This window comes from Paraburkholderia sp., from assembly GCF_035948235.1.
In the GTDB taxonomy this organism is placed as follows: Bacteria; Pseudomonadota; Gammaproteobacteria; order Burkholderiales; family Burkholderiaceae; genus Paraburkholderia.
The window spans coordinates 1-14,058 of record NZ_DASZJJ010000078.1; the positions used below are offsets into that span (position 1 = coordinate 1).

At 59.5% G+C, this 14,058-nt stretch carries 14 protein-coding genes and 1 pseudogene; 6 read left to right on the forward strand and 9 right to left on the reverse strand.

Features of this window, described 5'->3' with window-relative positions; all coding sequences use genetic code 11:
* Positions 1-86, reverse strand: a pseudogene (locus VG320_RS05735) (IS5/IS1182 family transposase); the annotation flags it as partial.
* 166 nt (positions 87-252) lie between these two features.
* On the opposite strand from VG320_RS05735, the gene VG320_RS05740 reads away from it, so the two are divergent.
* The 3 genes from VG320_RS05740 to VG320_RS05750 all read left to right on the forward strand — a co-directional run bounded on the left by VG320_RS05740 (position 253) and on the right by VG320_RS05750 (position 2,236).
* On the forward strand, positions 253-804 hold the full coding sequence (locus VG320_RS05740) for an RNA polymerase sigma factor (RefSeq protein ID WP_327199200.1): 552 nt from the start codon (positions 253-255) through the stop codon (positions 802-804).
* A gap of 65 nt (positions 805-869) precedes the next feature.
* On the forward strand, positions 870-1,688 hold the full coding sequence (locus VG320_RS05745) for an anti-sigma factor (RefSeq protein WP_327199174.1): 819 nt from the start codon (positions 870-872) through the stop codon (positions 1,686-1,688).
* A 98-nt stretch (positions 1,689-1,786) separates the two neighbouring features.
* A complete protein-coding gene (locus tag VG320_RS05750) occupies positions 1,787-2,236 on the forward strand; it encodes a universal stress protein (protein WP_327199175.1) in 450 nt (149 codons plus the stop codon).
* Between the two features lie 23 nt (positions 2,237-2,259).
* Here the strand turns inward: VG320_RS05750 and VG320_RS05755 are convergent, their stop codons facing one another.
* The gene (locus VG320_RS05755) at positions 2,260-3,276 is read right to left on the reverse strand and encodes a HAMP domain-containing sensor histidine kinase (protein ID WP_327199176.1); all 1,017 of its coding nucleotides are present in this window, start codon (positions 3,274-3,276) and stop codon (positions 2,260-2,262) included.
* Between the two features lie 146 nt (positions 3,277-3,422).
* Positions 3,423-4,703 (reverse strand): epoxide hydrolase, encoded by a 1,281-nt coding sequence (locus VG320_RS05760; RefSeq protein ID WP_327199177.1) that lies wholly within the window; start codon positions 4,701-4,703, stop codon positions 3,423-3,425.
* Between the two features lie 305 nt (positions 4,704-5,008).
* Between VG320_RS05760 and VG320_RS05765 the strand changes: the two genes are divergently transcribed.
* Together VG320_RS05765 and VG320_RS05770 are read left to right on the forward strand one after the other, a co-directional pair.
* On the forward strand, positions 5,009-5,848 hold the full coding sequence (locus tag VG320_RS05765; RefSeq protein ID WP_327199201.1) for a response regulator: 840 nt from the start codon (positions 5,009-5,011) through the stop codon (positions 5,846-5,848).
* 50 nt (positions 5,849-5,898) lie between these two features.
* The gene (locus VG320_RS05770; RefSeq protein ID WP_327199178.1) at positions 5,899-7,107 is read left to right on the forward strand and encodes a cytochrome P450; all 1,209 of its coding nucleotides are present in this window, start codon (positions 5,899-5,901) and stop codon (positions 7,105-7,107) included.
* Between the two features lie 55 nt (positions 7,108-7,162).
* Here the strand turns inward: VG320_RS05770 and VG320_RS05775 are convergent, their stop codons facing one another.
* From VG320_RS05775 to VG320_RS05800, 6 genes are all read right to left on the reverse strand, one after another.
* A complete protein-coding gene (locus VG320_RS05775; RefSeq protein WP_327199202.1) occupies positions 7,163-7,630 on the reverse strand; it encodes a cytochrome P460 family protein in 468 nt (155 codons plus the stop codon).
* Positions 7,631-7,692: 62 nt separating this feature from the next.
* A complete protein-coding gene (locus VG320_RS05780) occupies positions 7,693-8,718 on the reverse strand; it encodes an alpha/beta hydrolase (protein ID WP_327199179.1) in 1,026 nt (341 codons plus the stop codon).
* Positions 8,719-8,947: 229 nt separating this feature from the next.
* The gene (locus VG320_RS05785; RefSeq protein WP_327199180.1) at positions 8,948-9,307 is read right to left on the reverse strand and encodes a response regulator transcription factor; all 360 of its coding nucleotides are present in this window, start codon (positions 9,305-9,307) and stop codon (positions 8,948-8,950) included.
* Positions 9,308-9,448: 141 nt separating this feature from the next.
* Positions 9,449-11,695, reverse strand: a complete 2,247-nt coding sequence (locus VG320_RS05790; protein WP_327199181.1) for a PAS domain-containing protein — start codon at positions 11,693-11,695, stop codon at positions 9,449-9,451.
* Positions 11,696-11,911: 216 nt separating this feature from the next.
* Positions 11,912-12,580: a response regulator transcription factor gene (locus VG320_RS05795; RefSeq protein ID WP_327199182.1), complete on the reverse strand. Its 669-nt coding sequence runs from the start codon at positions 12,578-12,580 to the stop codon at positions 11,912-11,914.
* 192 nt (positions 12,581-12,772) lie between these two features.
* The gene (locus tag VG320_RS05800; protein WP_327199203.1) at positions 12,773-13,195 is read right to left on the reverse strand and encodes a DUF3331 domain-containing protein; all 423 of its coding nucleotides are present in this window, start codon (positions 13,193-13,195) and stop codon (positions 12,773-12,775) included.
* 530 nt (positions 13,196-13,725) lie between these two features.
* Between VG320_RS05800 and VG320_RS05805 the strand changes: the two genes are divergently transcribed.
* Positions 13,726-13,983 carry a DUF4148 domain-containing protein gene (locus tag VG320_RS05805; protein WP_327199183.1) on the forward strand — a complete coding sequence of 86 codons (258 nt, stop codon included), beginning with the start codon at positions 13,726-13,728 and terminating at the stop codon, positions 13,981-13,983.
* Positions 13,984-14,058 lie beyond the last annotated feature (75 nt).

Below are 14,058 nucleotides of genomic sequence, written 5' to 3' on the forward strand. Positions count from 1 at the left end.
CGTCCGCCTTTGGGCGACGGCGTGAACACCGGAATCAGCGGTTCCAGCGCCGCCCACAATTCATTACTGATTTTTCGTCTTGCCATGTCGCCAGGATATTGCGTCCATGGCTTGATGTCCAGGTTGTGTTAGCGACTCTTAATGCATGGGTCCGCTAAGCGGATGGAATTTCCTTCACCCATCGGGTGTTCTGCTCAAGGCGACGGTTTCGCCGCTCAACCTTATCGTCGACACATGAACTCAATCAGGACGATGACGGCCGCCGAACTGTCCGCGCTGCTGCCGTCCATGCTTCCGCGCCTTTGGGCATTCGCGCTGCGCCTTTCGGGCGATCAGCACGACGCCGAAGATCTCGTGCAACGCGCCTGCGTGCGGGCGCTCGAGCGTGCACACCAGCTTCAACCCGGCACGGCGCCCCTTAGCTGGATGTTCTCCATCATGCAATCCACCTGGCTCAACGAAGTTCGTGCGCGCGGCGTGCGTAACCGTTCGGGCATGGAGTGGGACGAAGGCCTGCTGGAAACCGTGCCGGACCCGGCCGCGAAGACGCCGGAAGAACAGGCGATGAACGGCCAGATCATCCGTGCCGTACAGCAATTGCCCGAGGCGCAGCGCGTCGTCATGCTGCTCGTGGCGGTGGAGGGATTGAGCTACAGCGAAGCCGCCGCAGCCCTCGACGTTCCGATCGGCACGATCATGAGCAGGCTTTCCCGGGCACGCCAGGCGATCGGCGCCGTGTTCAGCGAACCAAAAGAAGCAGGACGCGCGAAAAGCGCAGCGACCAGTAAGGAAATTGGCGCATGACTATGGACGACATCCTGCTCATGGCTTATGTCGACGGCGAACTTACGCCACGCGAACGCGACGACGTGGAGCAGTCGATCAGCGTATCGCCCGAAATCGCGCAGCGCGTCGCACTATATGCCGCGTCGGCGCTCGATTATCAGCATGCATTTGTGCACCAGAGATTGCCGCCCATTCCGCCACGGCTCACGGCTGAACTCATGCGATTGAGCGGCCCGTATTCGACCATACGCCGAGCCACCGACGGCGATCCTCATTCCGCCCGGCAATTCAAGCGGTTTTTGCGCTATTCGTCGCGCTTTCACTTGCCATCGCGTCTTGCTCTACCCGGTCTCGCCATGACATTCGCGGCGGGTGCGCTAACTTGCGCATTCGTGTTGCGCGTCGCAAAGGAGTGGACGCGCGACGCAGGGAGTGCAAACTCCGGGTCGCAACACGTCGTGACAGCAAGCGTTTCTCCCTGGGTGGCGGCAGCCGTCACTTATCAGCAACTCTATACGCGCGATACCGTCGCTTTCGATGCACCCACGCAGGCCATCGCCTCGCAAGTCGTTGCCCAGATTCATGACGACGACCGCGTGTCGATACATATACCCGACCTGCGGCGCGTCGGGCTGACGTTCAAGCGCATTCAACGTCTGCGCTTTCACGGCAAGCCGCTCGTTCAGATCGTCTATCTGCCAAGAACGGGCTTGCCTGTCGCCTTGTGCGTCATGAAGGATGACAAGCCGGACACAACGATGACTCATCAGCGCGTGGAAAGCATGAACGTGTTGACGTGGCGCCGCGCTGCGCTCAGCTACGCATTGATTGGAACGCTCGACGACACCCAGTTACTCGAAATCGGCAAACAGATCGCTGAACCCACAACCCAATCCGGCTGATACGTGAAGGCATGGAATAAATTTGCATAACCAATTGTTCTGATGACGCATCCTTAATTCTGGCGCCCTGCACGGCGCAGTTACGTTATCGGTACGCCATGTCTTCCATTTCCCGCATGCTCCTCGTCTATGACGGCACCCGCGAGGCCCGCGCGGCGCTGGCGCGCTGCTCACAGCTTTCGCTCGCGTTGTCCGCCCCCGTCGATATCGTCTCGATTGTCGATGCCGAAAGCGCCAACGCACGGTGTGGCGGCCTGCTTTCCGATGTCGCCTTCACGCATATCGAAGAGCATGCGCGCCATACGCTAGACGAAGCGCTTAGCCAGTTGACGAACATCGGCATCGCAGCCAACGGCTATGTCAAATTCGGTCGCATCACCGAAGTGGTCACACGTCACGCGCAAACATTCAATCCTGACCTGATCGTGCTGGGCCACCGTGCGCGCGCAAAGCGCACGGCGTGGTGGGGCGAGCGCCCCGCTCACGTCGATCTCGCCGAGCGTCTGAGCGGCACGACGATCGTGACCGTCACCCTCGCATCGGACTAGTTCTGCGTTTGTCCGCGCTCTTCTCACGCGGCCAGCAGCGGTAACGTGAGGCGCGCTTCCAGCCCACCGGTGGCGCGATTGTTGAGTTCGAGTTCGCCGTGCATGGCAAGTGTGAGGCGTCGCGCAATCGCAAGACCCAGTCCGCAGCCCGACGCAGCAGCAGCCGTTTCCGGCACGCGATACCAGGCGGCGAATACTGTATCGAGGAGTGCGGGATCGATGCCTGGCCCCTCGTCCAGCACCGCAAGCACGAGCCGCTGGGCGTCCACTCTCACGCCAAGACGAACATCCACGCCATAACGCAAGGCATTGTCGATGAGATTCACCAGCACACGGCGTAATGCATGCGGGCACGTCATGACGGTGCGCCCCACCTTCCCTTCGAGTTTGACGATACGGCCCGCGTCACGATAGTCGGCAATCAGTGCACCGAGCAGGCCATCGGCATCGACCGCCCGCATGGGCTCCTGGGCGCTGCATTGCCTCCGCGCGCACGAAAGACTCCCCTCCACCAGTTCGGCCATTTCGGCAAGATCGCGGGCCATTGCATTGCGTAACGCCGGGTCTTGCACGAGTTCGTTTCGCATGTTCATGCGTGTAAGCGGCGTACGCAGATCATGAGCATACGCGGCGAGCACATGGAGCAATTCGGCCTGGCGTCGGGCACGCTGGCGTGCGCAAACGTTGATCGCGCGTGCAAGACGGGCAATGGCCTCTGGCCCACTCGCATCGGGCAGCACTGGCTCCGCTTCGTCGCCGAGGTTGCGCGCGAGCGTCGCGGCCATGCGCCGGAGATGCGCATGCAGTTCCGCGATCTTGAGCGCGGCAAGCGCACTGGCCAGCAAGACAGGCAGCATCAGCGGCAGCGCCACGCGCGCGAACACAGACCAACTGGTTGTCTGCGCGGCATAAGAGGCGTAGATACAGGCAAGCGCGAGCAGAACCCACAAGACCCGCGACGATGCGTCGAAAGACAGACGCGCACACGCGCTCACGCGGGCGTCATACGGTTGAGCAGCGTCGATAGCGTGCGCGTTCATATCGGTTCTCCTGTACTGTTCGATTCGTACGGGAGGGGCACGCGACGCCCTGCCCGGCAGCGTCAGAATAGGGCACGCTACGCGCGCCCACCAGTATATGTACGTATAGGTTCGGGTCTACGTGGGTCTAGAGAAACTAACCGGTCCTATGCCAGTTTCCGCATGGGTCGGAATCCCGCGCGGACCTCCTGCGCGAATAGCTGTGGTTCTTCCCACGCTGCAAAATGGCCGCCCTTATCCACCGTATTGAAATAGACCAGATTGTGATAACTGCGTTCGGCCCAACTGCGGGGCGCCTGATAAATTTCGCCGGGAAACACGGTAATAGCGGTCGGCAGCGAAATATCCACCGCGTTGAAATTATTCGAGTGATCCTCCCAGTAAATCTGCGCCGACGACGTCGCGCTATTGGTCAACCAATACAGCGAAATATCGTCGAGGATTTCGTCGCGCGTCAAGGAACGCTCGGGAATACCGCTGCTATAGGTCCACTGCGAAATCTTGTCGTACATCCACGCCGCCTGACCGACCGGCGAATCGGCAAGCGCGTAACCCACCGTCTGGGGCCGCGTCACCATCATTGCCGAATAGCCGCAGTTGTCACGATAGAAAACGTTCAGTTTTTCATACGCATGCTTCTCTTCCGGTGAAAGCGTTGCGGGAGCGGGTTCGCCCAAAGCCAGCGATCGGGCGATATCGGGCGGGACGGTCGCCGGCATATTGACGTGGATGCCGATCAATCCCTTGACGTGCTGCATGGCCATGCGGTGCGAGACGACCGAGCCGCAATCGCCGCCCTGGGAAACAAAACGTTCGTAGCCCAACCGTGCCATCAGTTCGCCCCATGCGCGCGCAATGTGATCGGAACCCCAGCCCGGCGTGGTCGGCTTGCCCGAAAAGCCAAAGCCCGGCAAAGACGGTACGACCACATGGAAAGCGTCGTCGGCGCTGCCGCCAAAGGCAGTGGGATCGGTCAACGGCCGGATGACCTTGATCAGTTCGAAGATCGAGCCTGGCCAGCCGTGCGTCATGATCATCGGCAAAGCCTTCTCGTGACGCGAGCGCACGTGAATGAACTGGATATCCAGCCCGTCGATTTCCGTCACGAACATGGGAAAGCCGTTGAGTCTGGCTTCGCCCTTGCGCCAGTCATAATCGGTGCCCCAGTATTGGACGAGCTGCTGCATGCGCGCGAGGCGAACGCCCTGGGATTCGTCAGCCACGGTTTCCTTTCCGGGCCAGCGCGTATTGGCCAGGCGCCGGCGTAAATCGATCAAGGCCGATTCCGGAATATCGGCCTTGAATGGGCGGATATTGCTGTTTTCCGTGGCGGCATAAATAGCTTTTGGTAAAAAAGTAAGCGCACCGGCCGCGGCGGAGGCCGCCAGAAGCGTGCGTCGCATCGGGGAAAAAGTATTTTCGGGCATTGTTGGCATCCTGTTTTATAAGAGGGCGTGACAAGTCACCTCTCATTTAAAACAGGTCATGTATCCAGTATGTGTCGGCAATGTAATGTTTCGTAAGCTCCCAGGGGCATCGTTATTTTGCGCAGATTGATTTATATTTTCCTCACGCACTCACCCTGTATTCCCCTCGTACCCATACCAAGGTATGAGTGCGCCTATCCTTAGTCATCGCTCGCCACAATCCATCATGGAATGGCTCGATTCTCACGTTCCGGTTAGCCTGACGCACGCGGTCACCATGCGCCGCGGCATCGTTTATGACCATCATGGAAAAATTCGACCACATCCTGGTTGTCGACGACGACCGCGGCATACGCGAACTGATTACGGCCTATCTCGAACGAAACGGCATGCAGGTTTCGAGCGCGTCCAATGGACGGGAAGTGCATGAATGTCTGGGCCGACATGCGCCGGATCTGATCCTCCTCGACCTCATATTGCCTGGCGAAGACGGCCTGACGCTCTACCGTGCGTTACGCGAAAGCCGCCATCGATCGGTGCCCGTTCTCATGCTGACGGGGCGCAGCGACGTCACCGACCGCATTATCGGGCTCGAAATGGGCGCGGACGACTATATGGCCAAACCATTCCAGGCACGCGAACTCCTCGCCCGCATACGCGCGGTGTTGCGCCGCACACGCATGCTGCCGCCCGCCCTGCAGCCTGCGGACGACGCGCGCGTGCTCAGCTTCGGCGACTGGCGTCTCGACACCACGGCGCGCCATCTGCTCGAATCCGACAACACCGTCGTGACGCTCAGCGGCGCCGAATACCGCCTGTTACGCGTATTTCTAGACCATGCACAACGCGTGCTGACGCGTGACCAGTTGCTGAACCTCACACAGGGCCGCAATGCGGATTCGTTCGACCGCTCGATCGACCTGCTGGTCAGCCGCCTCAGGCAAAAGCTCAACGACACGGCGCGCGCGGCACGCTATATCAAGACGCTGCGCAGCGAGGGCTATGTGCTGTCGATGGCTGTCACGGTCCATAACGACGCGCATGAGGTGATGACGAAAAGCGCCCCTTCGCACATCGACGGCGAATCATTTTGCCTCCGCGCGCCTTCACCTGGCCGACCTGAAATTCACGGAATAAACACGTGATCTCGCGTGTTTCACTCTATTCACACGACATCTGATACCTCATCGTCATCATGCAATTCTCCGACTTCTCGTCGCCCGCCTTCTTCGCCGATCCCTATCCTCTGTATCAAAAGATCCGTGATGCAGGACCGCTATTGCCCGTGGCGCCCAATGCATTCGTTACGGGGCGTTTCGCAGTTGTCGATGCGTTGCTGCGCGATCCACGCATGGGCAAAACCTACCTGCAAAGCGTCACCGCGCGCTATGGCGAGCAGGCGACGGCGCAACCCGTGTTCCAGTCGTTGAACCGCACGCTGCTGATGATGAACCCGCCTTCGCACACGCGCCTGCGCGCGCTGTTGATGAAGACGTTCAACGCGCGGCAAATCGAAAAACTGACGGCGATTGTCGAGGCAACAAGCCATGAACTGCTTGAACGTGCAGGCAAGAGGGCCGAATTCGATCTGGTGAGCGACTACGCCCACCCGCTGCCAGTGCAGATTATCTGTCGCCTGCTCGATATACATGTTGCGCAAGCAACTATATTAGGCGGTGCGGCCAGCCAGCTCGTCGCGGCGTTTGACCTGGCTCCGCTCGATGCGAACGCCCTGCACGCCGCCGACGAAGCGGCGCTCCAGCTCGAACGCTACTTTCAGGAGATTGTCGGGCAGCGGCGCGCACAGCCGGGCGACGATCTGATTTCCGCGATGCTGGGCGTGGAAAGCGAAGGCTCGAGGCTAAGCGACGAAGAAGTGGTATCGAATGCAGTCCTGCTCTTCATCGCGGGCCACGAAACGACATCGAATATGATCGGTAATACGATGATCGCGCTCTTTCGCCATCCGAATCAAATGGCTGCGTTACTGCAAGATCTGAAGCGCTTGCCCCGTGCGATCGCCGAGTGCATGCGCTATGACGGTGCAGTACAAATGCTGGTGCGTACCGCATTTGAAGATTTGTCCGTTGCGGATGTGACGCTCGCGCGCGGTTCGGTCGTATTTATGCTGATCGGCGCGGCGAATCGCGATCCTGCGGCGTTCACGCAACCCGATACGCTGGACGTCCTGCGGGAGACCAGTGCGCCGTCGCTGGCATTCGGAGCGGGCATTCATTATTGTCTGGGCGCCAGGCTCGCCACGCTTGAACTGGAGATCGCCATCAGAAACCTGTTGACCCGTTTCCCCACGATCCGCCCAGTCGATCTCGACGCGCTGGTTTGGCACCGCCGTAACAATCTGCGCGGCGTGACGAGTCTGCCTGTGCGAACCGGCGCGCATTGAAGCGCCGGCTGTAGCGCATTTCCCGGACTATCGGCCTGATGCCCGGGTTTGCGCATTAAGGCGCATATCGCGTGAAGACATAATCGCGGTCTTTTACGCGCGCAGCGTGGCACGCGAAGCACGTTTGATGCTGTGCAAGATCGGCGGGCACGCCGTTGATAAAGCGCCCAAATCCCCAGCCTCCCGTCGATGCATATTTGCGCGAGTCCTTCACCATGATCTGAACCGTAGTGGGCGCGCCTGGCACCGTCGCGGGCGCGAAGTCGTCCGACTGCTTCTTCCTGTAGGCCAGCTTGACCAGAATGGTACCGTCCGGGAACGGCTGCGTAGCGTTTTTGATCGCTGCGATCGCAAGCGGATTACCCAACACCACGCGCAATTCGTCGAGCGGCGCGGCTTCTGCTGCGGGCGCGATCATTTGCCATTCGCGGTAGCCTTGCGGAATAGTCACGCCGTAAATAGGCGATGCGGCAGGTGTGGCGTCCGCGGCCAGGGTGACCTGATTCGCGCCCGCCACGAGCATCACGATGGGCGCAACCAATCGGGTGCTAAAGCGATGGAACTTCATCCGTCGTCGTCTCCGGTTTAAAGGTGCTGCACTTGCAGCATGGCGTCGGCGAAGGCCTTGGGGGCTTCCTGCGGCAAATTGTGGCCAATACCGCCGCTGATATTGCGGTGCTGGTATTTGCCTGTGAACTTTGCCGCATAAGCCGCCGGTTGCGGATGCGGCGCGCCGTTGGCGTCCCCTTCGAGCGTAATCGCAGGTACGGCGATCGCAGGCGCCAGCGCAAGCTTTTTCTCGAGATCGTCGTACTTCGCCTCGCCTTGCACGAGGCCAAGACGCCAGCGATAGTTGTGAATCACCACGGCGACATGATCGGGGTTGTCGAACGATGCTGCCGTGCGGTCATAGGTGGCGTCGTCGAAACGCCACTGCGGCGACGCGAGGCGCCAGATGAGCTTGTTGAAATCGTGACGGTTCTGCGCGTAGCCCGCTTCGCCGCGCGCCGTGGAGAAGTAGAACTGATACCACCACGCGAGTTCGGCTTGCGGTGGCAGAGGCTTTTCATTGGCGGCCTGGCTTCCGATCAGATAACCGCTCACGGAAACCAGCGCCTTGCAGCGTTCGGGCCACAGCGCGGCCACGATATTGGCCGTGCGCGCGCCCCAATCGTAGCCGCCGATGACCGCCTGCCTGATTTTCAGCGCGTCCATGAACGCGACGATATCGACGGCGACCACGGCTTGCTGGCCGTTGCGCGGGGCATCGGCGGAGAGCAGTCGGGTCGTGCCATAGCCGCGCAGATACGGCACGAGTACGCGGTGGCCCGCTGCAACGAGTATCGGCGTGACTTCAGCAAAACTCTGGATATCGTACGGCCAGCCGTGCAGCAGGATCGCGACCGGACCGTCCTTCGGGCCTGCATCGACATAACCGATGCTCAGGCCATTGGCTTCAACCTGCCGGATTTCACCGAATGTGGCTGCGCCCGCGCCGGCTGGCGCCGATTGCGCTCGCGCGAATTCGCTCAGCCCCGCGCCCACCAGCGCAACACCAGCGAGCCCGGTACCCAGAATCTGGCGGCGACGTTCGTTGACCTGTTCTGACATGATTCACGTTCCTGATGAGTGGTGAGAGTGAATTAGATTCAACGACAATTAATTTGCAATCCAAAATAATATCCGTCGCTACTGAGGTATTTATTCTTGAATCAAGGACGACAGGAAGCGGCGTCAGCGTAACATTTCGTGCACACCGCACGCCATACGGCGATGGGTTGGCCACCCTATACGCAGGTATAGGCGCTGAATATAAGAATGCGCAACGGCGAAAAGACTTTTAGTCCTCACCCAGCGCAAGTTTCAGTGCCGCGAGAAGTGCGGTATCACTGAAGGGCTTGTAGAGGCAATCGATCGCGCTCTGCTTGAGCAGGCGCTCGCGCAGTGCCTCGTCCTGGTGGGCCGTAATGAAGATAATCGGCAAGTTTTTCCCAAGCCGTTTCAGCTCACGAAAGAGCCCCAGACCACCCATGCCCGGCATATTAAGGTCGAGAATCAGGCAATCGGTTTGATCGACGGTCCCGGACGCAAGAAACGCCTCCGCGCAAGAGAATACGCTCACCGCATATCCGAACACACTGACCAGATCGGGAAGCGACTCCCGCACTGCCTCGTCATCATCGACCAACGTTACCAGCATCTTTGCCCCGCGGAGACTGCCTGAGACAGGCGGCGCCAATAAGCTTGTGCGCCGTGTGACCCTGGATCAAACGCCCTACGATGCCTGATTCCACCGCGCGCGTCCACCATACGGAAGTATGTATACGCGCGGGCCCCTGTGTTATGGCAAGAGCCCGGCAGCGCAGACGGGAAGGGAAAATGCAAAGATTGCGCCTGGACCGTCCGTGGGCAATTCCGCCCAAAGACGCCCACTTTGGCTTTCGATGATGGAGCGGCTGATCGCAAGACCCACGCCCATGCCGTCCTCTTTGGTTGTGTAAAACGCGTCGAAAATGCGGTCCGCGTCCTGGAGATCGAAGCCGATACCCGAATCCCGCACCATCAAACGCACCATGCCGTCCCGCTCGGCTTCGGTCGTGACCCACATGAGCCGGGGCCGGTCGTGCAGCTCGCTCATGGCATCGGCCGCATTGCGCAGCAGGTTCATGATGACCTGCTGTACCTGCACACGATCGCAGCCGGCAAGTGGCACATCGTCGGCGAATTCCGTGCGCAGGATCACGCGGGCCCGATCCAGATCGTTCTGCATCAGCGCGATGACTTCGCGTGCGGTATGCCCCAGATCGACGGCCTCAATCGTCGCGCTGCGCTTGCTGAACAGCGCGCGCAACCGCGCAATCACGTCGGCGGCACGGTGGCCGTCGCGGATCGTGCGCCGCGCGGTTTCCTGCGCGCCTTCGATATTGGGCGGCGCTGCCGCCAACAGACGCAGACACGTACTGGCATTCGTCACGATGCCGGCCAACGGTTGATTGACTTCGTGCGCAATCGATGCCGTCAACGCGCCCAGGCTCATCACTCTGGAAACGTGCAAAAGCTCCGAACGCGCCTTGTCGAGCGCCTCTTCCGAGGCGCGCCGCTGGCTGATATCGAGCGTCGTGCCAATATATTCATAGCTGCCCGGCTTGTCGGTAGCGCGGTGCGCGATCAGATGCAGGTGCTTGATCGACTGATCCGGCATCACGATCCGATGCTGGCATTCGATATCGGAATCGCCGCGTTGTCCCTGCTCGAGGAATTGCGTAATAAAACGCAAATCGTCTGGATGGCAGTGGGAAACGATACGCTCGAGCGTCATGCTCGCGCCCGGCTCGATGCCGAATATGTGATAGAGCTGCTCGGACCACGCGATCTCGTCCGTATCGACGTGCCAGGAAAAGTTGCCCATCCTGGCCAGCGCCTGACCTTCGGCAAGAAAAGCTTCGCTACGCCGCAACTCCTCTTCTGCACGCTTGCGGTCGTCGATGTCGATATTCACGCCAAACCATTTGATGACGTTTCCCTGTTGGTCCCGCAAGGGACTCGTGCGAAACAGAAACCAGCGGTATTGGCCGTCGTAGCGTTGCATGCGAGCCTCTGCGGCACCCGGCATGCGACTCGCCATGATGGCGGTCCACTCGGATATCAGGCCCGGAAGATCGTCCGGATGAACCGCCTTGGTCCATTCAAGATCGCGCACCTGCTCAAGCGTGCGCCCGAGATATTCGAGGTAGTAGCGATTGTAGAATTCGCCGGTTCCGTCCGGGCGGGCGGACCAGATCAGCGCGGGCAGCGCACTGATAGTCTCGTTGAGATGACGCTCGCTTTCCGCGAGCGTGATTTCCGCGCGCTTTCTGTCCTCGATATCGATGGAAAGAAGAAACCAGCGCAAGATGCTGCCGTCGCGGTCGCGCAGCGGAAACCCACGCACGTTGGTCCAGCGGTAGACGCCGTCGGCACGCCGGTGACGGCTCTCCACGTTGTACGAAGTGCCGCTCGCAAGCGACGCTTCCAGCGCGCGAACCGCGGTTTCCAGATCCTCTGGATGCACGACTTCGTCGCCCCGCCAGGCTTTAAGCTCTTCGAACGACTTGCCGAAATAGTCCAGCGTGAGCTGGTTCTGGCCTTCGACATCGCCCGTCGGTGACGTGACGGTGACGCGCACCGGAATGCTTTCGACGATCAATTGCAGGTCGATCTCGCGGCGTTTCAGCGCGTCCTGCGCCTGCCGTAAATCGTCGATGTCGTTGCACATGACGCACCAGCGCACAACCTGGGCTTCGGCGTTGTGGACCGGACTGAATTGCATGAGGAACCAGCGCTGCTGGCCATCGAAGCGCCGCAAACGCGCCGATATTTCCCCAGCCTGCCCGGAAGCCAGAATGGCGTCGACCCGCTCGAGGAGAAGCGGCAGGTCTTCGCGGACTACAACCTCTCGCCATAGCCAGCCCGATGACGCCTGGATGTCCAGGCCCGTGTATTCGCACCATTTCCGGTTCACAAAATCGACACGACCGTCGGGATGCGCCGCCCAGGCGATGGTTAATAGCCCGTCCAGCATGACGCCGAGATCAATTGCCAATCCCATCATTGTTTTGATATTTGTGAGCAGGCGACGAAGTTATTCACCAAAGCCTGTGTTCAGGTGGATTAGTCGATTTAACCAGGGAATGAGGGAATTATCCCATGCAGCAACGCCCGTCACAATAGCACGGGCGTTTTACGAAATCGCGATATCTGGTTGCACGCGCATCGATTCGAAACTTCGGGCGCGGGATAAGGCTGAGTGATTGACCGCGCCGCGCTAACGTGCGGAGGAATCGATGCCGAGCGCGACGACGTTTCGCACCAGATCCGCGACGGTTCGCACGTTCATTTTGCGCATGGCCTGTCCACGATGGATTTTGACGGTGACCTCGGCAATGCACATCCGCGCGGCGATCTGCTTGTTCATCAGCCCCGCCGCAACGTTGGACAAGACCTCGCGCTCACGCGGCGTGAGTGCGTTCCAACGCTCGCGCGTCTCGACGAGCGAACTGCTCGCCTCAAGGCGCTTTGCATCGCGCTGCAAAGCGGCGACAACCGCGTCGATCATGTCCTGATCGCGAAACGGCTTGGTGAGGAAATCAATGGCGCCGGCCTTCATTGCCTCGACTGTCATCGCGATGTCACCATAACCTGTCATGAAAATCACGGGCATGGACATACGATCCATCGTCAGTAGCGATTTTTGCAGCGCAAGACCGCTTTGACCACGCAGGCGCACGTCCAGCACAAGGCATGCGGGACCCGGGCCTTTAGGCGCCGCAAGGAAATCCTCGGCCGAATGGAACGACTCGGCTTCGAGGTCAATCGAGTGCAGCAGACTCACTAGGGCACTGCGCACCGACTCGTCATCGTCCACGACATAGACGATTCCCGTGATACTGTGCGCGCCGCAATGAGTTGACCGGGCTGTCTCGGTGTTTAGCATCTACGATTGTTTTCTACGCTGATAACGTTGTGCGAATTCAAGCCAATGAGGATACCATTCCCTTTGCTGGAGCATAGGCGACTCCGGGCGGCTTGTCGCGCGGATCTGCACGACAGTAACATCGAATGCCCGAAATCCCAAATAATGAGTTTCAGGCTATCGGTCTGAATGGATTAACGGCGCGTTGTTTCGCTATTCGGGATCGACCGGGCAGCCGCCCCACATTTCAAGCGAAGCGGCAAGAATCATTGCCCCGGAATTCAAAGGGACCTTGAAGCGGCGAGCCTGGGGGCGAAATACCGCGTCGCCCCGTTTAATGGCTTGCCCGGATAGCACGCACACTCCGGCTCTTCTGGCGGTCGCACGTTTCCATACCTGCTCGCGGTAGCTGCAGCGCGTGGGGTCGCTCCACGACAACGCGAAGGCCGCGTTGGGCAAGCGTTCCTCTACTTTCACCGTGCAACGCCCGAACGCGTCGTCGTCCCTGATACGCGCGTCGCGTTGCGGGCGCATTGGAGCGCTCATCCGGGACGCTGGCGACGAAAGGAGGCCGCGAACCATGTGCGCCCACGGGTTTTCACATCGGTCCGGCGCGCCCGCAATGACGTGATTCATCCGCTCGTCAAAATGGAAGCCTTTGTCGAGCGTAGCCCCCGCAGACAACGCCTTTTGCGAATCCGACCTCACCACGGCTAACTCCCCTGTTCTGGGTCAACGAGACTATTACGCTTACTCCGTTTTACGGAGCGGACACGTTCTTCAAGCTGAAAATATTATTTCTATTGGATAGCAGCTTAAACGGAAGTCTCGAGACCCGGCATTCTACGAGCGCGTGGCCTGGCTGATGCTTTTGGATTACCGGCTCATACCTGAGTATAAAAATCAACGAGCACAACGGTAAATAGGGGTCGATATAAACGCTGGTTACTGCACTTGATAACAAAACTGTAATCGTTGAGTCAGCATGTGGTCAGTCGGTACCGCCCAGAATAGCGATACGTATATTCCATCCCCGATCTCAAGGTCAAGCGCGCTTTAAAGCGCTACGCGAAGGACGAAGGCCATTCGCGCATTGATGACGGGCTGGAATCGGGCGAAAAGCGAATATCCGCCCCTTTTTTCGAAACTTAACGGAGTGATTCATCATGAAATTAATCGTTAAAGCGCTGGCGGTTACCCTTGCATTGCTGAGCCCGGCACTGTCGTTCGCTCAATCGGCGAGCGGTCCGCTTACTCGTGCGCAGGTTCAAAACGAGCAAGCGCGTTTGGAGCAGGTCGGATACTATCGGCCGTCAAAGCAGAACTACCCCGACGACATTCAATCGGCAGAAGCAAAGTTAGCTACCCTAACTACGGTCACTAAGGCTACTGACCCCGCAGTCAGCGCACAAAACTCCCGCTAGTCTGGAGCGATCGGATCTGCAGCCAAAACATCCACATAGAACTGGATGTTGCGCACACAACCGACTTGCCTGGTG

Bases quoted from the DNA above. Each gene is read 5' to 3' on its own strand.
- VG320_RS05740 (WP_327199200.1), top strand. From the start codon at position 253: ATGACGGCCGCCGAACTGTCCGCGCTGCTGCCGTCCATGCTTCCGCGC.
- VG320_RS05750 (WP_327199175.1), top strand. From the start codon at position 1,787: ATGTCTTCCATTTCCCGCATGCTCCTCGTCTATGACGGCACCCGCGAG.
- VG320_RS05755 (WP_327199176.1), bottom strand. From the start codon at position 3,276: ATGAACGCGCACGCTATCGACGCTGCTCAACCGTATGACGCCCGCGTG.
- VG320_RS05760 (WP_327199177.1), bottom strand. From the start codon at position 4,703: ATGCCCGAAAATACTTTTTCCCCGATGCGACGCACGCTTCTGGCGGCC.
- VG320_RS05765 (WP_327199201.1), top strand. From the start codon at position 5,009: ATGGAAAAATTCGACCACATCCTGGTTGTCGACGACGACCGCGGCATA.
- VG320_RS05770 (WP_327199178.1), top strand. From the start codon at position 5,899: ATGCAATTCTCCGACTTCTCGTCGCCCGCCTTCTTCGCCGATCCCTAT.
- VG320_RS05775 (WP_327199202.1), bottom strand. From the start codon at position 7,630: ATGCTCGTGGCGGGCGCGAATCAGGTCACCCTGGCCGCGGACGCCACA.
- VG320_RS05780 (WP_327199179.1), bottom strand. From the start codon at position 8,718: ATGTCAGAACAGGTCAACGAACGTCGCCGCCAGATTCTGGGTACCGGG.
- VG320_RS05785 (WP_327199180.1), bottom strand. From the start codon at position 9,307: ATGCTGGTAACGTTGGTCGATGATGACGAGGCAGTGCGGGAGTCGCTT.
- VG320_RS05790 (WP_327199181.1), bottom strand. From the start codon at position 11,695: ATGGGATTGGCAATTGATCTCGGCGTCATGCTGGACGGGCTATTAACC.
- VG320_RS05795 (WP_327199182.1), bottom strand. From the start codon at position 12,580: ATGCTAAACACCGAGACAGCCCGGTCAACTCATTGCGGCGCGCACAGT.
- VG320_RS05800 (WP_327199203.1), bottom strand. From the start codon at position 13,195: ATGAATCACGTCATTGCGGGCGCGCCGGACCGATGTGAAAACCCGTGG.
- VG320_RS05805 (WP_327199183.1), top strand. From the start codon at position 13,726: ATGAAATTAATCGTTAAAGCGCTGGCGGTTACCCTTGCATTGCTGAGC.